25 protein-coding genes are annotated in these 23,835 nt (G+C 66.5%); 15 read left to right on the top strand and 10 right to left on the bottom strand.

The annotated features are described in order from the left end of the window. The first annotated feature begins 105 nt into the window (after positions 1–105). On the top strand, positions 106–753 hold the full coding sequence (locus MRBLST15_RS05240; RefSeq protein WP_025878804.1) for a response regulator: 648 nt from the start codon (positions 106–108) through the stop codon (positions 751–753). A gap of 283 nt (positions 754–1,036) precedes the next feature. Here MRBLST15_RS05240 and MRBLST15_RS05235 read toward each other — a convergent pair whose 3' ends face one another. The 5 genes from MRBLST15_RS05235 to zwf form a co-directional block, all read right to left on the bottom strand. Continuing rightward, positions 1,037–1,696, bottom strand: a complete 660-nt coding sequence (locus tag MRBLST15_RS05235) for a bifunctional 4-hydroxy-2-oxoglutarate aldolase/2-dehydro-3-deoxy-phosphogluconate aldolase (RefSeq protein WP_099820140.1) — start codon at positions 1,694–1,696, stop codon at positions 1,037–1,039. Between the two features lie 235 nt (positions 1,697–1,931). Beyond that, positions 1,932–3,848: a phosphogluconate dehydratase gene (gene edd / locus MRBLST15_RS05230; protein ID WP_100464861.1), complete on the bottom strand. Its 1,917-nt coding sequence runs from the start codon at positions 3,846–3,848 to the stop codon at positions 1,932–1,934. A 58-nt stretch (positions 3,849–3,906) separates the two neighbouring features. Continuing rightward, positions 3,907–4,629, bottom strand: a complete 723-nt coding sequence (gene pgl, locus MRBLST15_RS05225; protein WP_265955935.1) for a 6-phosphogluconolactonase — start codon at positions 4,627–4,629, stop codon at positions 3,907–3,909. Beyond that, positions 4,626–5,633, bottom strand: coding sequence for a glucokinase (gene glk / locus MRBLST15_RS05220; RefSeq protein ID WP_025878808.1), 1,008 nt, complete (start codon positions 5,631–5,633; stop codon positions 4,626–4,628). Before glk ends, pgl begins: the two co-directional genes overlap by 4 nt. Next, positions 5,630–7,066, bottom strand: a complete 1,437-nt coding sequence (gene zwf / locus MRBLST15_RS05215; protein ID WP_089240355.1) for a glucose-6-phosphate dehydrogenase — start codon at positions 7,064–7,066, stop codon at positions 5,630–5,632. The genes glk and zwf overlap by 4 nt, the downstream gene beginning before the upstream one ends. A gap of 352 nt (positions 7,067–7,418) precedes the next feature. Between zwf and MRBLST15_RS05210 the strand changes: the two genes are divergently transcribed. Continuing rightward, on the top strand, positions 7,419–8,501 hold the full coding sequence (locus MRBLST15_RS05210; protein ID WP_367785411.1) for an ABC transporter ATP-binding protein: 1,083 nt from the start codon (positions 7,419–7,421) through the stop codon (positions 8,499–8,501). Between the two features lie 127 nt (positions 8,502–8,628). On the opposite strand, the gene MRBLST15_RS05205 is transcribed toward MRBLST15_RS05210, so the two are convergent. After that, on the bottom strand, positions 8,629–9,504 hold the full coding sequence (locus MRBLST15_RS05205; protein WP_367785410.1) for a YgfZ/GcvT domain-containing protein: 876 nt from the start codon (positions 9,502–9,504) through the stop codon (positions 8,629–8,631). A gap of 39 nt (positions 9,505–9,543) precedes the next feature. Between MRBLST15_RS05205 and MRBLST15_RS05200 the strand changes: the two genes are divergently transcribed. The 10 genes from MRBLST15_RS05200 (at position 9,544) to MRBLST15_RS05155 (ending at position 16,586) form a co-directional block, all read left to right on the top strand. Next, positions 9,544–9,717, top strand: coding sequence for a DUF1674 domain-containing protein (locus MRBLST15_RS05200; RefSeq protein ID WP_080149151.1), 174 nt, complete (start codon positions 9,544–9,546; stop codon positions 9,715–9,717). A gap of 56 nt (positions 9,718–9,773) precedes the next feature. Then, positions 9,774–10,166 (top strand): succinate dehydrogenase, cytochrome b556 subunit, encoded by a 393-nt coding sequence (sdhC, locus tag MRBLST15_RS05195; RefSeq protein WP_089240360.1) that lies wholly within the window; start codon positions 9,774–9,776, stop codon positions 10,164–10,166. Then, on the top strand, positions 10,163–10,549 hold the full coding sequence (gene sdhD / locus MRBLST15_RS05190) for a succinate dehydrogenase, hydrophobic membrane anchor protein (protein ID WP_025878813.1): 387 nt from the start codon (positions 10,163–10,165) through the stop codon (positions 10,547–10,549). Before sdhC ends, sdhD begins: the two co-directional genes overlap by 4 nt. A 31-nt stretch (positions 10,550–10,580) precedes the next feature. Next, positions 10,581–12,371: a succinate dehydrogenase flavoprotein subunit gene (gene sdhA / locus MRBLST15_RS05185; protein ID WP_025878814.1), complete on the top strand. Its 1,791-nt coding sequence runs from the start codon at positions 10,581–10,583 to the stop codon at positions 12,369–12,371. 66 nt (positions 12,372–12,437) lie between these two features. Then, positions 12,438–13,223: a succinate dehydrogenase iron-sulfur subunit gene (locus MRBLST15_RS05180; RefSeq protein ID WP_025878815.1), complete on the top strand. Its 786-nt coding sequence runs from the start codon at positions 12,438–12,440 to the stop codon at positions 13,221–13,223. A 97-nt stretch (positions 13,224–13,320) separates the two neighbouring features. After that, a complete protein-coding gene (locus MRBLST15_RS05175) occupies positions 13,321–13,569 on the top strand; it encodes a succinate dehydrogenase assembly factor 2 (protein ID WP_089240366.1) in 249 nt (82 codons plus the stop codon). Next, entirely contained in the window at positions 13,520–13,957 is a 438-nt protein-coding gene (locus tag MRBLST15_RS05170) for a hypothetical protein (protein ID WP_367785409.1), read from the top strand. The genes MRBLST15_RS05175 and MRBLST15_RS05170 overlap by 50 nt, the downstream gene beginning before the upstream one ends. A gap of 35 nt (positions 13,958–13,992) precedes the next feature. Then, entirely contained in the window at positions 13,993–15,234 is a 1,242-nt protein-coding gene (locus MRBLST15_RS05165; RefSeq protein WP_025878818.1) for a lipoprotein-releasing ABC transporter permease subunit, read from the top strand. Then, a complete protein-coding gene (lolD, locus tag MRBLST15_RS05160; RefSeq protein WP_265954553.1) occupies positions 15,227–15,940 on the top strand; it encodes a lipoprotein-releasing ABC transporter ATP-binding protein LolD in 714 nt (237 codons plus the stop codon). The genes MRBLST15_RS05165 and lolD overlap by 8 nt, the downstream gene beginning before the upstream one ends. Before the next feature lie 196 nt (positions 15,941–16,136). Further along, a complete protein-coding gene (locus tag MRBLST15_RS05155; RefSeq protein WP_265954551.1) occupies positions 16,137–16,586 on the top strand; it encodes a DUF6491 family protein in 450 nt (149 codons plus the stop codon). Between the two features lie 67 nt (positions 16,587–16,653). On the opposite strand, the gene MRBLST15_RS05150 is transcribed toward MRBLST15_RS05155, so the two are convergent. The 3 genes from MRBLST15_RS05150 to ftsY all read right to left on the bottom strand — a co-directional run bounded on the left by MRBLST15_RS05150 (position 16,654) and on the right by ftsY (position 19,475). Then, positions 16,654–16,923 (bottom strand): oxidative damage protection protein, encoded by a 270-nt coding sequence (locus MRBLST15_RS05150; RefSeq protein ID WP_093820188.1) that lies wholly within the window; start codon positions 16,921–16,923, stop codon positions 16,654–16,656. 5 nt (positions 16,924–16,928) lie between these two features. After that, positions 16,929–18,029, bottom strand: coding sequence for an A/G-specific adenine glycosylase (mutY, locus tag MRBLST15_RS05145; RefSeq protein WP_367785535.1), 1,101 nt, complete (start codon positions 18,027–18,029; stop codon positions 16,929–16,931). A 108-nt stretch (positions 18,030–18,137) separates the two neighbouring features. Beyond that, positions 18,138–19,475: a signal recognition particle-docking protein FtsY gene (gene ftsY / locus MRBLST15_RS05140; protein ID WP_367785408.1), complete on the bottom strand. Its 1,338-nt coding sequence runs from the start codon at positions 19,473–19,475 to the stop codon at positions 18,138–18,140. A gap of 131 nt (positions 19,476–19,606) precedes the next feature. Between ftsY and MRBLST15_RS05135 the strand changes: the two genes are divergently transcribed. Continuing rightward, positions 19,607–19,909: a hypothetical protein gene (locus tag MRBLST15_RS05135; protein ID WP_367785407.1), complete on the top strand. Its 303-nt coding sequence runs from the start codon at positions 19,607–19,609 to the stop codon at positions 19,907–19,909. Positions 19,910–20,156: 247 nt separating this feature from the next. Here MRBLST15_RS05135 and htpG read toward each other — a convergent pair whose 3' ends face one another. Next, positions 20,157–22,049 carry a molecular chaperone HtpG gene (gene htpG, locus MRBLST15_RS05130; protein WP_367785406.1) on the bottom strand — a complete coding sequence of 631 codons (1,893 nt, stop codon included), beginning with the start codon at positions 22,047–22,049 and terminating at the stop codon, positions 20,157–20,159. Between the two features lie 648 nt (positions 22,050–22,697). Between htpG and rsmD the strand changes: the two genes are divergently transcribed. Further along, positions 22,698–23,276, top strand: coding sequence for a 16S rRNA (guanine(966)-N(2))-methyltransferase RsmD (gene rsmD, locus MRBLST15_RS05125; RefSeq protein WP_265955890.1), 579 nt, complete (start codon positions 22,698–22,700; stop codon positions 23,274–23,276). A gap of 26 nt (positions 23,277–23,302) precedes the next feature. After that, positions 23,303–23,812, top strand: a complete 510-nt coding sequence (gene coaD, locus MRBLST15_RS05120) for a pantetheine-phosphate adenylyltransferase (RefSeq protein WP_008267036.1) — start codon at positions 23,303–23,305, stop codon at positions 23,810–23,812. Positions 23,813–23,835 lie beyond the last annotated feature (23 nt).

Below are 23,835 nucleotides of genomic sequence, written 5' to 3'. Positions count from 1 at the left end.
GATGCGCAAGGCAGAACGCCGGAATTGCGCAACATCCGCGCTTGCAGTGGTCAGGTGCTCCTGCCTAGGTTGACCCGTATTGGCCGCATTCGAAGAGGTACGTGAATGACGATTCGAGTCTACCTGGTGGATGACCACGCGTTGGTCCGCACCGGGATGAAGATGATACTGTCGAGTGAAACCGACATTGAAGTGGTGGGCGAGGCCGAGACCGGCGAAGACGCGCTGCCCGCGATCCGCCAGCTGCAACCGGACGTGGTGCTGTGTGATCTGCACCTGCCCGGGGTGAGCGGAATGGAAGTGACCGAGCGCATCGTCCGTGGCCACCGCAGCACGCGGGTGGTGATCGTGTCGGTGCTGGAGGATGGTCCGCTGCCCAAGCGCCTGCTCGAGGCCGGCGCTGCCGGTTACATCGGCAAGGGCTGCGATGCGCAGGAACTGCTGCGCGCGGTGCGTGACGTGGCCGCCGGACGGCGTTACCTGGGCACGAGCATCGCGCAGAATCTGGCGTTGTCGACCGTGGAGGGCAATGGCTCGCCGTTCGACAACCTGTCGCCGCGTGAGCTGGAAGTGGCATTGCTGCTGACCCAGGGCCTGCGCCAGGAAGACATCGCCCGCCGCCTGAGCCTGAGCGCGAAGACGGTCAACACGCACAAGGCGCGGTTGTTCGAGAAGATGGGAATCCACGACAACATCGCGTTGGCGCGGATGGCCAGCCAGTACGGGTTGGTGGATCCGGCACGGCCGCTGTAAGGGTTTCGGCCAACGGCTGGGCCCCTCGCGGTGTATTGCCGCTGACATCGGTGGCATGGCCGGGCAGGTTGGGTTCGCGGGCGACGCCGTGAACCCATCCATGGGGGCTTGGTCGCCGCATCCATGCGGCTCACACCCCCGCGAACCCAACCTGCCCGACCTTGGACAGTTTCCTGTGGCATCCACCGCAGAATGAAGAAGGAAGAGCAGGAGCGGGTCGCGCGCTCGTAGCCCGGGGTCGGATCCCTTTCCCGGCGGGAAAGGGCTCTGACCCCGTAGTGCGTCAGTGACCGCGTACGCGCTTGACGATCTTCGCGGCCTGCGCCGCGCTTTCGCGCACCTTGTCCCACTGGCCGGCGTCGATCCAGTTGCCCGGCACCATCCACGAGCCGCCAATGCAGACCACGTTCTTCTGCTCGAGGTATTCGGCCGCCGTGTTCTCGGTGATGCCACCGGTCGGGCACAGCTTGAGGTCGGCGATCGGGCCGGCCACACCCTTGATCATCGCAAGGCCACCCACGGCCGTGGCCGGGAACAGCTTGCACACCCGGAAACCGCGCGCGTAGAGCGACAGCAGCTCGGTCGGCGTCGCCGCACCCGGTACTACCGGCAGCGGTGCCGCAGCCAGCGCATCGGCCAGCACCGGCGGCGTGCCCGGGGTCACCAGGAAATCCGCGCCCGCATCGATGGACTGCTGCATCTGTTCCACCGTCAGCACCGTGCCGGCGCCGACCACCACATCCGGCAACTCGCGCTTGAGCATCGCCAGCGCTTCCATCGCCACCGGCGTCCGCAGCGTCAGCTCGATCGCCGGCAATCCGCCCTCCAGCAGCGCTGCACTGACCGCACGTGCCTGGTCCAGCGTATGAATCGTCACCACCGGCAGGATGCCGGCCGCATGCAGCAACTCCGCCGCCCGCACCTGATGTTGTTCGATACCCATAGCTCTGCTTCTGCCTTTGCTTTCGCTCTTGTTGTGCTTTCAATGATCACTTCGCGGCGTTGACGCGCCGGAGAGTGTCAGGAGGGCGCGGTCAGCCCCAGACGGGACCGTGAGCGGCATGGATGCCGCGACCGAGCCCCCATGGATGGGTTTACGGCGTGTCCCGGCTGGGGCTGACCGCGCCCTCAGCCAGGAAATTTACCGCTGCGACAAACCCGCAACGCTCTTCAATCCCTCAGGCGTCCTTCGCCTCATGTGGCGCCGCCGCCGCAGCAGCATCGTGCCCCAGCTCATACTCCGCGTCGTAATCCCACGGCCCACCGTCAGCCGCCGCCGGACCGCACGAAATCGAGATCGCACCCTGATCCGCCGGACCCACCACGCGCCGGTTGATCGCGAACAGGTTGCGGCCCAGGTCATTGGCGGCCGGCGCCGTGTTCGGCGCATGTGTACGCGCGGCCCATTCGGCTGCGTCCACCAGTACTTCCAGCGTGCCGGCCTCACCATCCAGGCGGATGATGTCGCCCTCGCGCACCTTGCCCAGCGGACCACCGCGTGCAGCTTCCGGCGTCACGTGGATCGCGGCCGGAATCTTGCCCGACGCGCCCGACAGGCGACCATCGGTGACCAGCGCCACGCGCCGGCCCTGGTTCTGCAGCAGGCCCAGCAGCGGTGCCAGCGAATGCAGTTCGGGCATGCCGTTCGCACGCGGGCCCTGGTAGCGCACCACCGCCACGAAATGCTCGGGCAGCAGGCCGCCGGCGTGCAGCTTGTTCAGCACCTGCGGTGCATCAACCACCACGGCCGGCGCTTCGATGGTGCGGTACTGCGGCTTCACCGCCGACAGCTTGATCAGCGACTTGCCCAGGTTGCCGCGCAACAGGCGCAGGCCGCCCTGGCTCTCGAACGGGTTGTCGACACCGCGCACCACTTCTTCATCTGCGCTGCGTTCCAGACCAGGCAGATACACCAGCTTGCCCTCGCGCAGCTGCGGTTCGCGGGCGTAGTCGGCCATGCCGCCACGGGCCACGCTGACCAGGTCGCCATGCATCAGGCCGGCCTTGATCAGTTCGCCGAACACGAACGCCGGGCCACCCGCAGCGGCAAAGCGGTTCACGTCGGCCTCGCCGTTCGGATAGACGCGCGCCAGCAGCGGAATCAGCTGCGACAGCTCGTCGAAATCGTCCCAGGTCAGCACGATGCCGGCCGCGCGCGCCACGGCGATCCAGTGGATGGTGTGGTTGGTCGATCCACCGGTAGCCATCAGCGCGATGATCGCGTTGATGATCGCGCGCTCGTCGATGATCCGGCCCAGCGGGCGGAAGTCGTCGCCCAGCGCAGTGATGTCCAGTGCGCGCTCGGTGGCTTCGCGGGTCAGTGCATCGCGCAGCGCGGTGTCCGGGTTGACGAACGACGCGCCCGGCAGCTGCACGCCCATCGCTTCCAGCAGCACCTGGTTGGAATTGGCAGTGCCGTAGAAGGTGCAGGTGCCCGCGCCGTGGTAGGACGCCGATTCGGCTTCCAGCAGTTCTTCGCGGGTGGCTTCGCCGGCGGCGTAGCGCTCGCGCACTTCGGCCTTCTGCTTGTTGGGAATGCCCGGCGTCATCGGGCCGGCCGGCACGAACACCGCCGGCAGATGGCCGAAGGCGAGGGCGCCGATCAGCAGGCCCGGCACGATCTTGTCGCACACACCGAGGTACACGGTGGTATCGAACATGTCGTGGCTGAGCCCGATCGCGGTGGCCTGGGCAATGACATCGCGCGAGAACAGCGACAGCTCCATGCCGCCGCGGCCCTGGGTGACGCCGTCGCACATCGCCGGCACAGCGCCGGCCACCTGTGCCGTCGCGCCCAGTTCGCGGGCCACCGCACGGATCTGTTCGGGATAGGTCTCGAACGGCTGGTGCGCCGACAGCATGTCGTTGTAGGCGGTGATGATGCCCAGGTTGGCCGTCACGCCGCCGCGCAGGCGGCTCTTGTCGGTGCCACCGCAGGCGGCGAAACCGTGGGCGAGGTTGCCGCAGCTGAGGCGGCTGCGGAACGGGCCATCGCGCAGGGAGGCGTCGATCGCTGCCAGATAGGCGGCGCGCGAGGCGGCGCTGCGGCGGATGACGCGCTCAGTGATGGCTTGCAGTTGCGGATGGAGGCTCATTGGCTACCGGCGTTCGAGGTGGCGAGAGGCTGGCGACGGCAGGGCGCCGCCGCCGACATCAATCAGCCCAGTGGACGCGCAGGCGCGCGCCGTCCAGGTTGATCGCGTTGAGGATCGGATACTGCTGGGGATCGTTGCTGTCCAATGCCTGGCGCAGCACCTGCAGCTTCTGCTTGCCGCGCAGCAGCAGCAGACGCTGGCGGCATTGGCCAAGGCCGCGCGGGGTGAGGGTGATGCGCAGCGGCCACTGGTTGGCACCGGGGCAGCCGGTGGCATCCAGCGCGGCATACGGCAGGGTGCTTTCGAGCGCGCGGGTCAGGTCCTTCGAGCCCGGGAACAGCGAGGCGGTATGGCCGTCATTGCCCATGCCCAGTGCGACCAGGCTCGGCGCCTGGCTGTGCTGGGCCTGCAGGTTGGCGGTGTACACGCACTCGGGCAGCGGCTTGCCGATCCGCACCAGCGGATCGAAGTGCGCGCCTTCGGCACGTGTGAGCAGGTTCTCGCGTACCAGCCATGCATTGCTGTCGCGATCCTGGGGCGACAGCCAGCGCTCGTCGGCCAGGCTCACTTCAACGCGGTCCCAATGCACATCCAGTTCGGCCAGCGCCTGGTATACCGGAGCCGGCGTGGTACCGCCGGACAACAGGATGCGTGCACGGCCCAGCTCGGTGATGTCGTGGTTGATCGCCTGTGCCATTTCGGCAGCGACCGCTTCGATCCAGCCATCGGCATCACCGTGGTCGATGAAGTCGATGCGGTCGTCATGGAAGGTGGGGCTCATGCGGCAACTCCTGGTGCGTCACGTTCGGCGTCGGCCGCGTAGGCAGCAGCGCCCAGCAGTCCGGCGTGGGGATGCATCACGGCCAGCGACGGCACCCGCGCCATGATCGAAGAGAACCGGCCCTTGTGTTCGAAGCGCTGGCGGAAACCGGAGTGCTGCAATGAATCGAGCATCTTCGGAGTCAGCCCACCGGTCAGGAACACACCATCCCAGGCGCCCTGGGTCAGCACCAGATCACCGGCAATGGCGCCGAACACCGCGCAGAACACATCCACGGTACGCATCGCCTGTGGATCGCCGTGCAGGGCGCGGGCGGTCACGTCCACCGGTTGCAGTTGGCCCGGGTCGATACCCGCCATCTCGCAGATTGCGCGATGGATGTTGACCAGGCCGGGGCCGCAGATCAGCCGCTCGTTGGAGACGCGCCCGAACTGCTCGGACAGGATCTCCAGGATGCGGATCTCTTCCGGCGTTCCCGGCGGGAAGCTGACATGGCCGCCCTCGGTTTCCAGCGGGTAACAGCGGCCGTGGCGAAGGATCAGGCCGCCGACGCCGAGGCCGGTCCCCGGCCCGATCACTGCGTAGTTGCGCGGCTGACCCGGCTTGCCCGGAACCCAGGCGGCACCGCCGACCTGGACCACGTCATCGGGTTGCAGCAGCGAAATCGCCATCGCCTGCGCGGCGAAGTCGTTGATCAGGTGCAGTTCGTTGAAACCAAGCATCGCGGCCGTGCGGCTGCGCGAGATCACCCACGGATGGTTGGTGATGCGGGCTTCGTCACCATCGACACGACCGGCGACTGCGAACACGCCACGGCTTGCGGTGGCGCCGATCTGCTCCAGATGGTGGCGCGCGGCATCACCCAGCGACGGGAACTCCGCCACGGCGTACTCGCGGATGCTCTCTTTCAGCAGCGGGGCGTCCTGCGAGGTGTCGGCAAGGGCGAAGCGGGCATTGGTGCCACCGATGTCGGCGACAAGCACCGGCTGCGAGCTGGCACTCATTCCGACGCTCCGCTATCCGGCGCATCCACGCCCTGCGGCAGGAAGTCGACCGCGTTGGCCGGGCCCCACTGGCCGGCAGGGTAGGGTTCCAGCGGCAGGTCGGCCGCCTTCCAGGCATCGGCGACGCTGTCGATCCAGGCCCAGGCGGCGCGCACTTCGTCATCGCGCACGAACAGGGTGTGGTTGCCATTGAAGGCGTCCAGGAACAAGCGTTCGTAAGCGATACGGCGATGCAGGCCAGTCGGCACCGACAGTTCCAGCTCCAGCGGCTGCAGTTCCAGCGCGCCCCATTCCGGGCCGGCCAGGCTGCTCATGAGGCCCAGTTCGATGTTCTCCTGCGGCTGCAGCTGGAACACTAGGCGGTTCGGTGCGGCCTGCGCACGCTGCGGGCGTTCGAACAACCAGTGCGTGACCGGCTTGAGGGTCACCACCACGCGGGTGGTGCGCTCGGGCAGGCGCTTGCCGGTGACCAGGTGGAATGGCACGCCGCTCCAGCGCCAGTTGTCGATGTGCGCGGTGACGCCGGCGAAGGTCTCCACGTCGCTGCCTTCCGGCGGTTGGTAGGCCTGTGCGGGCTGGCCGTTGATGCTGCCAGCGGTATAGCGGCCACGCACGCTGTCACGCGCGGCGTGCTTGGCATCCAGCGGGCGCAGCGCGCGCAGCACCTTGACCTTCTCATCGCGGATGCGGTCGGCTTCCAGCGACGCCGGCGGCTCCATCGCCACCATGCACAGCAGCTGCAGGATGTGGCTCTGCACCATGTCGCGCAGGGCGCCGGAGCGCGCGTAGTAGGCATCGCGGCCATCCACGCCTTCGCTTTCGGCGACCAGGATGTGCACCGATTCGATGTAGTTGCGGTTCCACACCGCTTCCAGCAGCGTGTTGCCGAAGCGCAGCGCGATCAGGTTCTGCACTGCCGCCTTGCCCAGGTAGTGGTCGAGTCGGAACACGCGGTCTTCGTCGATCCACTGGCCGATGGTGGTGATGATCTCCTCGGCGCTTTCGCTGTCGCTGCCGATCGGCTTCTCCAGCATCAGGCGCGCGGGTGCAGCCAGCGCACCGCCCTTGGCCAGGCCTTCGCAGGTGGAGATGTACAGGCCCGGCGGGATTGCCAGGTAGCTCACGCAGCGACGGTCGACCAGGTCGGACACCGCGGCGGCGACCGAGTCGACGTCACGCAGGTCGACCGAGCGGTAGTCGATGCGACGCAGCAGGGAGGCGATGTCCTCCTGGCTGGCCATCGGCATTGCCTGCTGCAGTCGCGGGCGCAGGATGTCATGGAAGGCTTCGGTGTCATGGCCCGACAGGGCAAGCGCACGGATGCGGAAATCCTCCGGCAGCAGGCCGTCGCCGAGCAGGCGCAGCAGCGAAGGGAACAGGTAGCGCTGGGCCAGATCACCTGTGGCACCAAACAGGAAGAGTGTGTCGTGCATCGCTCGAGTTTCAGATCCGGGTGACATCGTTGTCAATCGCTTCATGGCTGGGTTCGGGGGACATCCGCGCAACTGCCTGTCCGAGGCTCATCTGGGCCGGCTTTCCGGGTTGCCGGAGCACCGTTCCAATCGAAACCACTACAGCGGCAACCCTTCGTTCGGTCGACGATGCAGGTCGGCGCGCACCGACGTTCGGATAGTGCCACGTGAAAACGTTTACATGGCAGAATGGGCAACTGTATTCGATTGCAGTGGTCGCCGTCATGCGGCAACCGCGCAATCATCACTGCCATCGGGAGGGCCGAGGCAGTCCCAAAAGACAGCCCGGCGTCGGGCGGACTGGATGAGTGAAATGGCAAAAGTGCAGTTGCAGGGTGTGCGCAAGGTCTACGACAACGGCCAGGTCGCAGTGAAGGACGCCACCTTCGAGGTCGCCGACGGCGAACTGATGGTGCTGGTCGGCCCGTCGGGGTGTGGCAAGTCGACCCTGCTGCGGATGGTGGCCGGGTTGGAAGAGATCAGCGGCGGCACGTTGACCATCGGTGAGCGCGTGGTCAACGACGTGGCGCCCAAGGATCGCGACATCGCGATGGTGTTCCAGAGTTACGCGTTGTACCCGCACATGACCGTGGCCGAGAACCTGGCCTTTGGCCTGAAGCTGCGCGGGCATGACAAGGCGACCATCGACAAGCGCATCAGCGAAGCCGCGCAGACGCTGGGCCTGACCGAGATGATGGACAAGCTGCCCAAGGCGATGTCCGGTGGCCAGCGCCAGCGTGTTGCACTGGGCCGTGCGCTGGTGCGCGAGCCGGCGGTGTTCCTGCTCGACGAGCCGCTGTCCAACCTCGATGCCAAGCTGCGCCACAGCGTGCGCACCGAGATCGCGCAGCTGCACCGCAAGCTGGGCACCACCATGATCTACGTGACGCACGACCAGGTTGAAGCGATGACCCTCGGCCAGCGCATCGTGGTGCTGAAGGACGGTGTCATCCAGCAGATCGATACGCCGATGGCGCTGTACGACCGTCCGGCCAACCTGTTCGTGGCCGGTTTCCTCGGCAGCCCGGCGATGAACGTGCTGCGCGGCACGCTGCAGGGCGACGCCGGTGGCGTGACCGTGGTTGATGGCACGTGGCAGGCTCCGCTGGGGCAGGCGACGATCGATCCGGCGTGGCTGCAGAAGCCGATCGCGGTGGGCGTGCGTCCCGAACACCTGCAGCCGGCAGGCAGCGAAGACACGCATGCGTTCACCGCGCGCATCGAAGGCATCGAGCCGGTCGGCAACGAGATCTTCGTCAACATGAGCAGCGGCCCGCACGCGCTGACCATGCGCGTTGCGCCGCAGTCGCTGCCGGGCGTGGGCGAGGACATCCGGGTGGCGATCCACCCGCAGGGCCTGCACTTCTTCAACCCGGAAACCGGCGAGCGCCTATAGTCCTGTAGAGCCGAGCCCACGCTCGGCTGCTTCATCGCAGTGCGGACCAAGGGTCCGCACCCACCGGAACAGGGTCTCGGGCTCGGTAGATCCACGCCATGCGTGGATGACGTACCGGATCGGCGCCTCAGCGCGCCAACCCGTCCAGCAGTGGCATCCGCTGCGCGGGCGCATCACCCACCTGCAGTTCGCCGTCGCTGGTCTCCAGCGGCAGCACGGCCAGTGCCAGATCGCCGGCCACGCTGGCCAGGGTGCCGAGCGCGACGCCGTCCTGCTGCACGCCATCGCCTGCCTGCGCCGGTGCTGCGGTATGCAGCAGCTGCACCGCGCGCTTGGCCTTGCCGAGGAAATGGGTGCGCGCGACGATTTCCTGACCGGGGTAACAGCCCTTCTTCACGCTGTAGCCGTTGAGGCGGTCCAGGCCCAGCTGCTGCGGGGTCCACACCTCGCGCTGGCTCGCTTCCAGGCGTGGCAGGCCAAAGCGCAGGTCCGCCTGGCGCCAGGCGAGAGCGAAGGCGGCGTCCCCGGCCTGGTCGCTGGCCGGGAAGGCCTCGCCCGGGCCGATGCGCAGCGTGCGGGGAAGTGCATCGCTGCCAAGGTCCAGCTCCCAGCCGTGGCTGCCGGCCAGCGCGATGGCAGCGCCGGTAGCCGCTTCCGGCGCAGTAAAGGCCCCGGCCACTGCCAGGTCGGCATGCACCTGCACTTTCACTTTTCGGCGGAACACGAAACGCTGCAGTTGCGACGCAATCGCATCGGCATCGCCGTCGGCGAGGACCAGCAGCACATGGTCATCGGCCAGCCGCAGCAGCTGAAACACCGCCAGGGTGCGGCCTTTGGCGCTCAGCCACGCGCTCCACTGCCAGTGCAGCAGGGGCAGGGCGGTCACATCGCTGCTGAACTGGGCATGGGCAAAAGCCACTGCATCCACGCCCTGCAGGCTCAGCAATTGATGGCCGGGCAGGCGCGGATATGCGACGAAAGCAGGGGGAAGGTTGTCAGGCACGTGAACGAGGTCTAAAATTTGTGCGTTGCGAGACCCATCATGATAGGCCAAACAACCCCCACTCCCGACGCCGAAGCTGAAGCCCCGCTGGTTCCCCCGGTCCCTGTGCCCGTGGAACAACCAGAGGTGGAAGAAGAATTCGGTGGCCGCGGCGGACTCGATCCGGTGCGGTATGGCGATTGGGAAAAAAACGGACGCTGCATCGATTTTTGATCAGCATTGAGCCAACGCGGCCTTATGCCGCCCAGCCGAGACAACGAGCCCAGCGAATGGCGACCAGACAACGTCCCCTTTCTCCGCACCTTCAGGTGTATCGCTGGCAGATTCAGATGGCCACCTCGATCCTGCATCGAGCCACTGGCGTCTTTCTGTCTGTTGGTGCCCTCATCATCGCCGGAGGCCTGTTGGCTCTGATGATGGGGCCCGAATCCTGGAACTGCTTCACCGGCCATGCCGGGGCCTGGTATGGCCGCGTGTTCCTGTTCGCGTGGACATGGTCGTTCGCCTATCACCTGTGCAATGGCATCCGCCATATCGTGCAGGACTTCGCGATCGGATTCCGTATTGCCACCTTCATCCGCAGCAGCTGGATGTCGGTGATCGGCAGCCTGCTGATCACCCTGGCGGTGTGGGCCTATGTGATGTTCGGAGGTGCCGCGTGAGCAAGTTCCGTACCCCGTTGAAGGGCGTGCGCGGCCTCGGTTCGGCCAAGACCGGCACCGAGCACTTCGTGCATCAGCGCCTGACCGCCGCCGCACTGGTGGTGCTGGGCATCTGGTTCCTGGTGTTCGTGCTGGGCCTGTTGGGCTCGGATTACGTGACCGCCACTGCCGCGATCGCCAAGCCGTGGAACGCCGTTCCGCTGATCGGCCTGCTCATCGCCATGTTCTGGCACGCCCAGCTCGGCCTGCAGGTCGTGCTGGAGGACTACATCCACGAATCGCTGCTGGCCCTGGTGCTGCAGACCGCGGTGAAGTTCGTCGCCGTGCTCGGCATGATCGTCAGTGTGTTTGCGGTGGGCCGCATCGCCCTCGGCGTTGCCTGAGCCCAGGCGCCAAGACAGGAATCCAGACTAGATGTCCGCTTACAAGATTACCGAACACAAGTACGACATGGTCGTGGTGGGCGCCGGCGGCGCCGGCCTGCGTGCCACGTTCGGCCTGGCCGCCAAGGGCCTGCAGACCGTGTGCCTGACCAAGGTCTTCCCGACCCGGTCGCACACCGTCGCCGCCCAGGGCGGTATCTCCGCTGCGCTCGGCAACATGGGCGAGGACGACTGGCGTTACCACTTCTTCGACACCATCAAGGGTTCGGACTGGCTGGGCGACCAGGACGCCATCGAGTACATGTGCCGTGAAGCGATTCCGGCGATCATCGAGCTCGAGCACTACGGCGTGCCGTTCAGCCGCACCGCCGAAGGCAAGATCTACCAGCGTCCGTTCGGTGGCATGACCACCCAGTACGGCGAAGGCCCGGCGGCGCAGCGTACCTGCGCGGCGGCCGACCGTACCGGCCACGCGATGCTGCACACGCTGTACCAGCAGTCGCTGAAGCACGACGCACGCTTCATGATCGAGTACTTCGCACTCGACCTGATCTTCGATGACGAAGGTGCCTGCCGCGGCGTGCTGGCGTTGGACATGTCCGACGGCACGCTGCACCTGTTCCGCGCCCAGGGCGTGGTGCTGGCCACCGGCGGCTACGGCCGTGCCTACTTCAGCGCCACCTCGGCGCACACCTGCACCGGCGACGGTGGCGGCCTGGCCATGCGCGCCGGCATCGCCATGCAGGACATGGAGTTCGTGCAGTTCCATCCGACCGGCATCTACGGCGCCGGCTGCCTGATCACCGAGGGTGTCCGCGGTGAAGGTGGCATCCTGCGCAACAGCAGCGGCGAGCGCTTCATGGAGCGCTACGCACCGCACTACAAGGATCTGGCGTCGCGTGACGTGGTCAGCCGTTCGATGACCATCGAAATCCGCGAAGGTCGTGGCGTCGGCGAGCACAAGGACCACATCCTGCTCGACCTGACCCACCTCGGCCCGGGCGTGATCGACGACAAGCTGCCGGGCATCGCCGAGAGCGCCCGCATCTTCGCTGGCGTCGACGTGCACAAGCAGCCGATCCCGGTGATCCCGACCGTGCACTACAACATGGGCGGCATTCCGACCAACTACCACGGCGAAGTGGTGCGCAAGGACGGCGAGAACCCCGATGCGGTCGTGCCGGGCCTGTACGCCATCGGCGAAGCGGCCTGCGTTTCGGTGCACGGTGCCAACCGCCTGGGCTCGAACTCGCTGCTCGATCTGGTGGTGTTCGGGCGTGCGGTGGCCAATCGTTGCGCTGCGACGATCACCCCGGGCGCGGCGCACAAGACCCTGCCGGCCGACGCCTGCGACAAGGCGCTGGGCCTGCTGGACAAGCTGCGCCACGCCAACGGTGATACCCCGACGTCGGTCATCCGCGATCGCATGCAGCGCACCATGCAGGCCGACGCGGCGGTCTTCCGTACCAGCCAGACGCTGAAGGAAGGCTGCGAGAAGATGGACAAGATCTTCGACTCGTTCCAGGACGTGAAGGTCTCCGACCGTTCGCTGGTGTGGAACTCGGACCTGATCGAGACCTACGAGCTGAACAACCTGCTGCTGAACGCGGTGGCGACGATCAACTCGGCCGAGCAGCGCAAGGAAAGCCGTGGCGCACATGCGCACGAGGACTTCCCGGACCGCGACGACGTCAATTGGCAGAAGCACACCCTGGTCAGCGTGGACGAGAAGGGCAAGTGCAGCTTCGACTACCGTCCGGTGCACATGTACACGTTGACCGATGACGTGTCCGTGGTGCCGCCGAAGCCGCGCGTGTACTGATCCGACCCCGCCTAACATGCAATCCGCGCCCTCGGGCGCGGGCCGCCTGAGCCAACGAGAGCAGCCATGGCCGAGTTTTCACTCCCCAAGAATTCCAAGATCACGAAGGGCAAGCACTTCCCCGCCAAGACTGGCGGCAAGAACGTGCGCACCTTCAAGATCTACCGCTGGAGTCCGGACGACGACAGCAATCCGCGCACCGACACCTATGACGTCGATCTGGACGCCTGCGGCCCGATGGTCCTGGACGCGCTGATCAAGATCAAGAACGAGATCGACCCGACCCTGACCTTCCGCCGCTCCTGCCGCGAAGGCATCTGTGGTTCGTGCGCGATGAACATCGACGGCACCAACACCCTGGCCTGCACCCGAGCCATCTCGGACTGCGGCAAGAAGGAAGTGCCGATCTACCCGCTGCCGCACATGAACGTGGTCAAGGATCTGGTTCCGGACCTGACCCACTTCTATGCGCAGTACGCCTCGATCAAGCCCTGGATCCGCACCCAGACCCCGGCACCGCCGGACCGTGAGCGCCTGCAGTCGCCGGAAGACCGCAAGAAGCTCGATGGTCTGTACGAGTGCATCCTGTGCGCGTGCTGCTCGACCAGTTGCCCGAGCTACTGGTGGAACGGCGAGCGTTACCTGGGCCCGGCGATCCTGCTGCAGGCCTACCGCTGGATCATCGATTCGCGCGACGAGGACACCGGTGCGCGCCTGGACGATCTGGAAGATCCGTTCAAGCTGTACCGCTGCCACACCATCATGAACTGCGCCCGGACCTGCCCGAAGGGCCTGAACCCGGCATTGGCGATCGCCGAGATCAAGAAGCTGATGATGGAACGCCGCGCCTGATACGGCCCGGCCGTACCCGGTAGAGCCACGCCATGCGCGGCTGCACCTCCCAGCAGAGCCACGCCATGCGTGGCTTTGCTGTATCTGGAGAGACACGATGGAAGAAGATGTTCTGCTGAAGAAGCTGCGTTGGCGTTGCCGACGCGGCATGCGCGAACTGGACCAGTTGTTCGGTCGCTACCTGGATCGCGAATGGAGCAGTGCGCCGACCGAAGAGCGCGAGGTTTTCCTGTTCCTGCTCGACTGCGAGGACGATAAGTTGTGGCGCTGGTTCATGGGCTACGAGGCCTGCCCACATGCGCACGCCGTCCCCCTCATGCACAAGATCCTCGCCCTCAAGCCTTGAGTGGCGCCCGTCGCGGCTGCAGGCCGGTGCTCAGTTGGCCGTACTGCTCGCCGCGCCGTGGCTGCTGCGCGCCTCGGATCTGCCGCCGGAGCACCTCGTTCCCGTACTGATCGGGGTCTGGGTGCTGGGCCTGGCCGAACTGGCCTGGCGCCTGCGGCGTCCCCGCGCGTTGCTGCAGCTGCCGCCCCTGCCTGGGCCGCTGCGCGTGGACGGGCAGGACATTCCCGAGCCGCGACTGGTGGTGCGCGGGCCCTGGCTGCTGCTGCAGTGGCGCGAAGGCTGGCGCCGCCGACGGCTGTTGTTCTGGCCGGATGTGCTCGATCGCGGGCAGCGACGTGAACTGCGACTGGCCGTATCCGCACGCGCCGTTTCCCGTAAGCCCCGGTAGGTGGCACCATAGGCTGAATCGACTGGCGTGCCTGCATGTTCAAACCCATTCCCGTGGCCATTGGCCTGCGCTACCTGCGCGCCAAGCGCCGCAACGGCTTCATCTCCTTCATTTCGATGGCATCGATCCTGGGCATCGCGCTCGGGGTGACGGTGCTGATCACCACGTTGGCGGTAATGAGCGGTTTCCAGAAGGAGATCCGCAGCCGCCTGCTGCAGATGACCGCACACACCACCATCAGCCGCGACGGCGAACCGATGCCGGACTGGATGCGCGTGGTCGACGTGGCCAACAAGGATCCGCGCGTGGCCGGTGCTGCGCCGTATATCGAGATCCAGTCGATGATCAGCGGCCCGCGCGTGCAGGGTGCGATCATCCAGGGCATCGACCCGGCGCTGGAGCCCAAGGTGTCGGTGATCGACAAGAAGGTCACCAAGGGCAGCTACGGCAGCCTGACCCCGGGCAGCTTCAACCTGCTGCTGGGCAAGGAACTGGCCGTCTGGCTGGGCGTGGATGTCGGCGACCAGGTGCTGGTGACCTTCGCGGAAGTGCAGGGCACGCCCGCCGGCGCGGTGCCGCGGATGAAACGCTTCACCGTCAGTGGCATCTTCGAGGCCGGTTACAACGAAGTCGATCGCGGTGTGGGTTTTGCCAACATGAAGGACCTGGAGCGCGTGTTGCGTTCCGATGGCGCCACCGGCGTGCGCCTGAAACTGCATGACATGGACCGCTCGCTGGAGGTGGGCGTGGACCTGGCGCAGAACCTCGGCGGCGCCTATCGGGTCAGCGACTGGACCCAGCAGAATGCCAACCTGTACCACTCGCTGCGCATGGAAAAAGTGGTGATGGGCATCCTGCTCTCGCTGATCATCGCCATGGGCGCGTTCAACCTGGTGTCATCGCAGGTGATGCTGGTGACCGACAAGCAGGCCGACATTGCGATCCTGCGCACCCTCGGCCTGACCCCGGGCGGGGTGATGCAGGTGTTCATGGTGCAGGGCTCGCTGATCGGCATCTTCGGCACCCTCGCTGGCCTGATCGGCGGCATTACCTTGACCTTGAATCTGGAACGCATCCTCGGCGCCATCGAGTCGGTGTTCAACGTCAAGCTGCTGCCGGAGGACGTGTACTACATCACCGGCCTGCCCACCGACATGCAGACCAGCGACATCGTGGTGATCACCCTGGTCGCACTGCTGATGAGTTTCCTGGCCACTCTGTATCCCGCCTGGCGGGCAGCACGCACCCAGCCGGCGGAGGCCCTGCGTTATGAATAAGGTCTTCAATCGCGGTGATGAAGTGATCCGTGCAGAAGCGTTGGGCAAGACCTACGCCGAAGGACGCATGCAGACCCCGGTGTTCGATGGCCTGGACCTGACGGTGACCGCCGGCGAGACGGTTGCGATCATTGGCGCCTCCGGTGCCGGCAAGAGCACGCTGCTGCACCTGCTGGGCGGGCTGGACACGCCCACCGCGGGCGAGGTCTACGTCACCGGCCAGCGCATGTCGGCGCTGTCGGACACCTCGCGCGGCCTGCTGCGCAACCAGGCACTGGGTTTTGTCTATCAGTTCCACCACCTGCTGCCGGAATTCACTGCGCTGGAAAACGTGATGATGCCGGTGATGCTGGCCGGTACCGCGGCGGCGGAAGCCAGCACGCGTGCGACCGCGCTGCTCGAATCGGTCGGCCTCGGCCATCGCCTGGACCACAAGCCCGGCGAATTGTCCGGTGGCGAACGCCAGCGTGCCGCGGTGGCGCGCGCGCTGGTCAATCACCCGGCCTGCGTGCTGGGCGACGAGCCGACCGGCAACCTGGATGACCGCACGGCGGCGACCGTGTTCGAGTTGATGCTCGAGCTTAACCGTGCCCGCCACACCAGCCTGGTGCTGGTCACCCATGACCGCTCGCTGGCGCGCCGCCTGGATCGGGTGCTTGAGCTGCGCGAAGGGCGCCTGCACGCGCTGGCCCATGCCGACGTCTGAGCGGGCTGGGCCCGCTTTGGTAGATGCCGACCTTGGTCGGCTGCTCCTGCAGGCCAAGCGCCAACCAAGGTTGGCGGCTACCGCGGTTGCAAGCGACCTGGGACCACCGACCAACGGCTGAACTGGGCTGCCGGCCGTTGCGCCGGCACCACCCCGGCGGGTGCATGATCGCCACAGTTCCCCCGTGGAGATCGCCATGAAGACCCCGTTGTTGATCGCCGGGCTGTGCCTGGCCCTGGCTGGCTGCGCAACCACTGGCCGTTTGGGCAGTGCCGAGAAGCTGGAGCTGTATCGCGCCCACGCCGGGGCACCGCAGAAGGACATGCAGTTCTTCGGCAGCCTCAACGGCTGGACCGAACTGGGCGACAGCGCACTGGCGGTCTGGACCAAGCCCGGCGAGGCCTACCTGCTGGAACTGAGCGGGCCGTGCCCGGATCTGTCCTACGCACCGGCGATCGGCCTGACCAGCCACATGGGCCGCGTCTCGGCGCCATTCGACAAGGTGCTGGTGCGCGACCCGACCAGCGGCCCACGCATGCCGTGCTTCATCAAGACCATCCGCAAGCTGGACGTGAAGTCGCTGCGGGCGGAGGAGAAGGAAATGCGTCAGGCGCAGGTGCAGGAGCGCGAAGAGTCCGCGAAATAGGCCGGTAGCGCCGGGCCATGCCCGGCGGATGCGGGAACGCCGGGCATGGCCCGGCGCTACCTCCAGATCAGGCTTCCGGGGTGAAGCCGGCAGGCTTCTCCGCGTCTTTCTCGAACAGGAACTTCACCAGTTCCGTTTCCAGCAATGCGCGATGCTCCGGCTTGCGCGGGGAGAGGCGGTTCTCGTTGATCAGCATGGTCTGGTGTGCCAGCCATGCGGTCCACGCCGGCTTGCCGATGTGGTTGAACACGCGCTGGCCCAGCTCACCCGGGTAAGGCACGAAGTCCAGGCCCTCGGCATCGCGTTGTTCGTACTGGCAGAAGACGGTTCGGGGCATGGCACTCACTCGTGGTTGCGGGATTTCGCGGAGGTTCGCTTCGGGGCCTTGATGGGCGTGCCATCAAGCAGTTTTCGGATGGGGGCTGGCAAGCCCAGTGCAGACAGTTCGGCGGCATCGACCCAGCGCAGCGTGGGTTCTTCCACGCGCAGGCCGTGCACCTGCCGTGACAATACCTGCAGATGCAGCTTGTAGTGGCTGAAGGTGTGCTGCAGCACCGGTAGTTCCTCGGCATCTTCCAGTGAACCATCGACGTGCACGTCGAACCAGTCCTGCAGCTCGCTGCCCGCATCGGCCTGCGGAAGCGTCCACAGCTGCGCCCAGATGCCGGTATCCGGCCGCTTCTGCAGCAGCACGCGCTGCTGCTTGTCGCGCAGCAGCAGGGCCACCGCCTCGCGTTCGGGCAGCACCTTGCCCGGCTTTGCTGTTGGCAGCTCGGCGGTGCGGCCTTCGCGACGGGCCACGCAATCGGCCTGCAGCGGGCAGATCACGCAGGCCGGTCTGGACCGGCTGCAGACCGTCGCACCGAGGTCCATCTGCGCCTGGGTGTAGTCGGCCATGCGTCCCGCCGGTACCTGCGCGACCTGCGCCTCGGCGATGGCCCACAGCTGCTTTTCGATCGCGGGCAGGCCAGGAAAGCCTTCGACGCCGTGATAGCGGCTGAGCACGCGCTTGACGTTGCCGTCGAGGATCGCGAACGGGTCGTTCCAGGCTTGGCTGAGGATCGCGCCGGCGGTACTGCGGCCGATGCCGGGCAGGTCGTGCAGGGCATCGAAATCACGCGGCAGGTCGCCCGCGTGCTCGGCCACGCAGCGCTTGGCGGCGGCATGCAGATTGCGCGCACGCGCGTAGTAACCCAGCCCGGCCCACTGCGCCATCACCGCGTCGTTGCTGGCGGCGGCGAGGTCGGGCAGGGTGGGGAAGTGCTGCAGGAAACGGTGGAAGTACGGAATGACCGTGGCCACCTGGGTCTGCTGCAGCATGATCTCCGACAACCAGACCCGATACGGGCTGCGCGGATGCTGCCAGGGCAGGTCGTGGCGGCCATGGTCGTCGAACCAGTGCAGCAGGCGGGCGACGAAGCCCTGCTCGGGGGCTGGTGGCATGACGCTGGCGTTCTGCTGGCGGGGCATTGGTACTCCAGGGGGCAGCCACCCATGGGGTGGCTCTACCGGGTTGCAGTAGAGCCACGCCATGCGTGGCTGCACGGTGTATCAGGCACCCAGCGCTTCGGGCAACAGGGCGTCGACGAACGCTTCCGGATCGAACACGCGCAGGTCTTCCGGGCGCTCGCCGATGCCGGCGAAACGGATCGGAATGCCGAACTCACGGGCCAGCGCGAACACCACGCCGCCCTTGGCGGTGCCGTCCAGCTTGGTCACCACCAGGCCGGTCACCGTTACCGCAGCATTGAACTGGCGCAGCTGCGAAAGCGCGTTCTGGCCGGTGGTGCCGTCGATCACCATCAGCACTTCGTGCGGCGCGTTCTCGTCGATCTTGCCGAGCACGCGGCGGATCTTGCCCAGCTCGTTCATCAGCCCGGACTGGGTGTGCAGGCGGCCGGCGGTATCGGCGATCAACACCGACGTGCCACGGGCCTTGCCGGCCTGCAACGCGTCGTAGGCCACCGAGGCGGCATCGGCGTTCTGCCCCTGCGCGACCACGGCCACGCCGTTGCGCTCGCCCCAGATCTGCAGCTGGGCCACTGCAGCAGCGCGGAAGGTATCGCCAGCGGCCAGCATCAGGCTGTGGCCCTCGTCCTTGAAGCGCTTGGCCAGCTTGCCGATGGTGGTGGTCTTGCCAACGCCGTTGACGCCCACGGTCAGCACCACGAAAGGCTTGGCGTTGCGGTCGATGACCAGCGGCTTGGACACCGGCTGCAGGATCGCGATGAGGTCCGCGCGCAGTGCCGCCAGCAGGGCATTGGCATCGATGAATTCGCGTGCCTTCATGCGCTTGCGCAGGTCGGCGATCAGGTCGGTGGTGGCGGCAACGCCGACGTCGGCGGTCAGCAGTGCGGTCTCGATCTCGTCCAGCAGGTCGTCATCGAGTTTGGGATTGCGTGAGAACAGGCCGCCGAAGCTGCGGGCGAAAACGCTGTTGCGCAGGCGCTCGCGCCAGCCGGGCTTACCGGCCGGAGCAGGCGGGGCATCGACCAGCACCGGCAGGTCGGCGGCCGGGGCGGCCGGTTCCTGTGCCGGGATGACCGGCGCCAGCGGGGCAAGCACCGCAGCAGCGGCGGCCGCTTCGGCGGCGAAGTTCTCCGGTGCCAGCACGCGTTCCGGCAGGGCTTCCGCAGTGGTTTCCTGCGGTGCTTCCAGCGTCGCCTGCGCGGGCGGCGCTGCTGACGTTGCGGGCGCGACGACTTCGGGGGTGGCGGTTGGCACAGGTGCTTCCGCCACGGGCGGGGCTACCGGTGTGGCCGGGGCCTGCTCGGGCGGCGCGGCCGACGGGAATGCCGCCGCCAGCTCTTCAGCCGAGTAGTGCTGGGTCTTGGGCGCGTCCGGTGTGGCGGCGTCCTGGGGCTTCTTGCGGCGGAAAAAACTGAGCATTGGCAAAAGGCGCTGAAATCAGAGGGATATGCTACCACCCGGGCCTGTCTGGCCGGCGTGGACTCAAGGTCGCAGCCGCGCGGCCGTTAATCGGTGCGGAAGGCTGCGTTGGGTGGCCTGGGAGACCCCCGATGAACGATGTGACCGGTATTGCCCTCAGCGGGATGCGTGCGGCCCAGCAGGGCGTGCAGGTGGCCGCGCACAACGTGGCCAACCTGGCGACCTCGGATGCACCGCGCCTGCAACTGCAGCGCGAAGCGGCAGCGCAGGGCGGGGTGGACTCCCGCGTAATCTCCACTGGCGACACCGACCCGCCCGCGCCGCTGGGTGACCTGTTGGCCGCCAAGGCCGAGGTGGTGGCCTTTGCTGCCAATGCTGCGGTGATCCGCCGCGAGGATCAGATGCTGGGCTCGCTGCTGGATCGGCGGGTCTGATCTGAGCGGCTGTGGGCGGGCCCGATCCGACCGGCTCTGGGACGGGCCTGATCCGACCGGCTCTGGTAGGTGCCAACCTTGGTTGGCACGCTGTTGCAGGCGAGCCATGTTCGGCTGCTTTTCAAGCGCCAACCAAGGTTGGCACCTACCAGGGCAATGACAGCGCCAACCAAGGTTGGCCTCTGCCGGGGCAATGGTGGGGCCAACCGAGGTCGGCACCCACCAGGCCGGGCGATCCCGGCATCGATCAGGCCGACAGTTCCAGCAGCAGCTTGTTCAGACGGGCCACGTAAGCACCCGGATCCTTCAGGCTGTCGCCGGCGGCCAGTGCGGCTTGGTCGAACAGCACCCGGCCCAGGTCGTCGAAACGCGCGCCATCGGCTTCCGCATCCAGCTTGGCGATCAGCGGGTGACCCGGGTTGATCTCCAGTACCGGCTTGCTGTCGGGCACCTTCTGGCCGCTGGCTTCCAGGATCTGGCGCATCTGCAGGCCCAGGTCCTGTTCGCCGATGGCCAGCACCGCCGGCGAATCGGTCAGACGGTGTGAAACGCGCACTTCGGCCACGTCATCGCCGAGCACGGTCTTCAGTCGCTCGACCAGGCCCTGCTTGTCCTTCGCTGCAGCTTCCTGTTCCTGCTTGTCCGCTTCGCTCTCCAGCGCGCCCAGGTCGAGGTCGCCGCGGGCGATGTCGACAAAGCCCTTGCCGTCGAAATCGGTCAGGTAGCCCATCAGCCACTCGTCGATGCGGTCGGTCAGCAGCAGGACTTCGATGCCCTTCTTGCGGAACACTTCCAGGTGCGGACTGTTGCGCACCTGGCTGTAGCTCTCACCGGTCAGGTAATAGATCTTGTCCTGGCCTTCGGCCATGCGGCCGATGTAGTCGGCCAGTGACACGGTCTGTGCATCGCCATCGCCACGGGTGGAGGCAAAGCGCAGCAGGCCGGCGACCTTTTCGCGGTTGTTGTAGTCCTCGGCCGGGCCTTCCTTCAGCACCTGACCGAATTCCTTCCAGAACGTGGCGTACTGTTCGGGCTTGTCGTTGGACAGCTTCTCCAGCATGTCCAGCGAACGCTTGGTCAGCGCGGCCTTCATCGAATCGATGACCGGGCCCGACTGCAGGATCTCGCGCGAGACGTTCAGCGACAAGTCGTTGGAATCGACCACGCCCTTGATGAAACGCAGGTACAGCGGCAGGAACTGCTCGGCCTGGTCCATCACGAACACGCGCTGCACGTAAAGCTTCAGGCCCTTGGGCGCATCGCGGTGATACAGGTCGAACGGCGCACGGCCCGGCACGTACAGCAGCGAGGTGTACTCCAGCTTGCCTTCAACCTTGTTATGGCTCCAGGCCAGCGGGTCGCTGTGATCGTGGGCGACGTGCTTGTAGAACTCGGTGTACTCCGAGTCGCTGATCTCGGTACGCGGGCGGGTCCACAGCGCGCTGGCGCGGTTGACGGTTTCCCACTCGATCGCGGCGCCTTCTTCGCCCCCTTCCTTGGGCATCTGGATCGGCAGGCCGATGTGATCGGAGTACTTCTTGAGGATGCTGCGCAGGCGCCAGCCGTCAGCGAAGTCGTGCTCGCCATCCTTCAGGTGCAGGACGATGCGGGTGCCGCGCTCGGCCTTGTCGATGGTGGCGACATCGAAATCGCCTTCGCCGCGCGAGGTCCAGCGCACGCCTTCACTGGCAGCCAGGCCGGCGCGACGCGAGGTGACTTCGACTTCGTCGGCGACGATGAAGGCGCTGTAGAAGCCGACGCCGAACTGGCCGATCAGCTGCGAGTCCTTCTTCTGGTCGCCGGACAGCTGGCGCAGGAAATCGCCGGTGCCGGACTTGGCGATGGTGCCTAGGTGGGTGATGGCATCGGCGCGGCTCATGCCGATGCCGTTGTCTTCGATGGTGATGGTGTGTGCGGCCGGATCGAAGCTGACGCGCACGCGCAGTTCGCTGTCGCCCTCCAGCAGCTCGGGCTGGGTCAGGGCTTCAAAGCGCAGCTTGTCGGCGGCGTCGGCGGCATTGGAGACCAGCTCGCGGAGGAAGATCTCCTTGTTGGAGTACAGCGAGTGGATCATCAGCTGCAGCAGCTGCTTGACTTCGGTCTGGAAGCCAAGGGTTTCGGTCTGGATCGTCTCGGACATCGGTTAGGGCTCCATGTGCAATGCCGCGCAAGCGCGTGCGGCCTCGCCAAGGGGTAAGGGTGATTGTCCCGAAATCAAGGGGTTGGTCGGGCAGGGCGGCGCCCTGCACCCGCAGAGGCCAGGGCAACAGCAACAGCAAAGGCAAGAGCGGGCATTCCGTGGGATGGCGGGGCACTGTGGGTTTGCGGGGACGCCGTAAACCCATCCGTGGGGGCTTGGTCGCGGCATCCATGCCGCTCACACCCCGCAAACCCACAGTGCCCGCCTCTGACAGGTTCACTCGGCTGTTGGTTGGTGTCGACCTTGGTCGACACATCTGTCAGATATCGAAATAAATCTGCGGTCAGATCCGTTTTCCTACGGAAAACGGATCTGACCCCAAGAGCCGTTCGACAGATCGCAGGAAACTGTCGAAGGCGGGGTGGGTCCGGTTGAGGGGGCGTGAGCCGCATGGATGCGGCGACCGAGCTTACATGGACGTACTTGCAGCGGCCCCCTCAACCGGACCCACCCCGCCAACCCACAGGAAACCAGCTTTTGACGTTGCTCCGGCCGTTGCTTCGGCCTCTGCGGGTGCCGGGCGCAGCCCGGCCGAACTACAATCCCGCTCATGCTGAAATTCTCGAATACCTCCCGCCGGGGGCGCCGATGAGCGGCCGTGGTGGCAACGACGGCCAGGTGCGCATCATCGGCGGGCGCTGGCGCAATACCCGCCTGCCGGTGCCGACCCTGCCGGGCCTGCGGCCCAGCAGCGACCGCGTGCGCGAAACCCTGTTCAACTGGCTGACACCCAAACTGGGCGGGGCACGCGTGCTGGACCTGTTCGCCGGCAGCGGCGCGCTGGGCCTGGAAGCCGTTTCACGCGGTGCCGCGCATGCCACCCTGGTCGAACGCGATGCGCAGCTGGCACGCAATCTGTCCGCTGCCGTGGCCAAGCTTCAGGCGGGCGACAGCGTGACGGTCGCCCAGGCCGATGCCCTGCGCTGGCTGCAGGGTGCGCCGGCACAGCAGGCCGATCTGGTGTTCATCGACCCGCCGTTCGCCGATGGCCTGTGGCAGGACGTGCTGGCCCAGCTGCCGCGGCACCTGGCCGCCGATGCCTGGCTGTACCTGGAGTCGCCGGCCAGCCACGTGCCGGTGCTGCCCCCGGAATGGCTGCTGCACCGCGATGGCAGCACCCGCGAGGTGCGCTTTGCCCTGTACCGCCGCGCCACTGCTACACTTTGACCTCATCTGAACATCTGCAACCGCCCATGACCGTGGCCAACCGCCGCATCGCCGTCTATCCCGGCACGTTCGACCCCATCACCAACGGTCACATCGACCTGGTGAGCCGGGCCGCGCCGCTGTTTGAAAAGGTCGTGGTGGGCGTGGCGCAGAGCCCCTCGAAGGGTCCGGCACTGCCGCTGGAACAGCGCGTGCAGCTGGCGCGTGGCGCCCTGGGCCACCACAGCAACGTCGAGGTCATCGGCTTCGATACGCTGTTGGCCCATTTTGTACGTTCGGTGCAGGGCGGGGTGCTGCTGCGCGGTCTGCGCGCGGTGTCCGACTTCGAGTACGAATTCCAGATGGCGAGCATGAACCGCCACCTGATTCCGGAGGTCGAGACCCTGTTCCTGACCCCGGCCGAGCAGCACAGCTTCATCTCGTCCTCGCTGGTCCGCGAGATCGCACGCCTGGGTGGCGATGTGTCCGGCTTCGTGCCGGCCGCCGTGCTCGAGGCGCTGCGCAAGGTCCGCGAAGCGAAGTCGGCGCAGTCGTAAGCCCTGCCCAGCAGTAGATCCTG

The sequence above is a fragment of the Stenotrophomonas sp. LST15-1-1.1 genome, assembly GCF_040815575.1.
Classification (GTDB): domain Bacteria; phylum Pseudomonadota; class Gammaproteobacteria; order Xanthomonadales; family Xanthomonadaceae; genus Stenotrophomonas; species Stenotrophomonas lactitubi_B.
The sequence above is the reverse complement of the archived record's forward strand: the minus strand, read 5'-3'. Positions and strand labels throughout refer to the sequence as shown.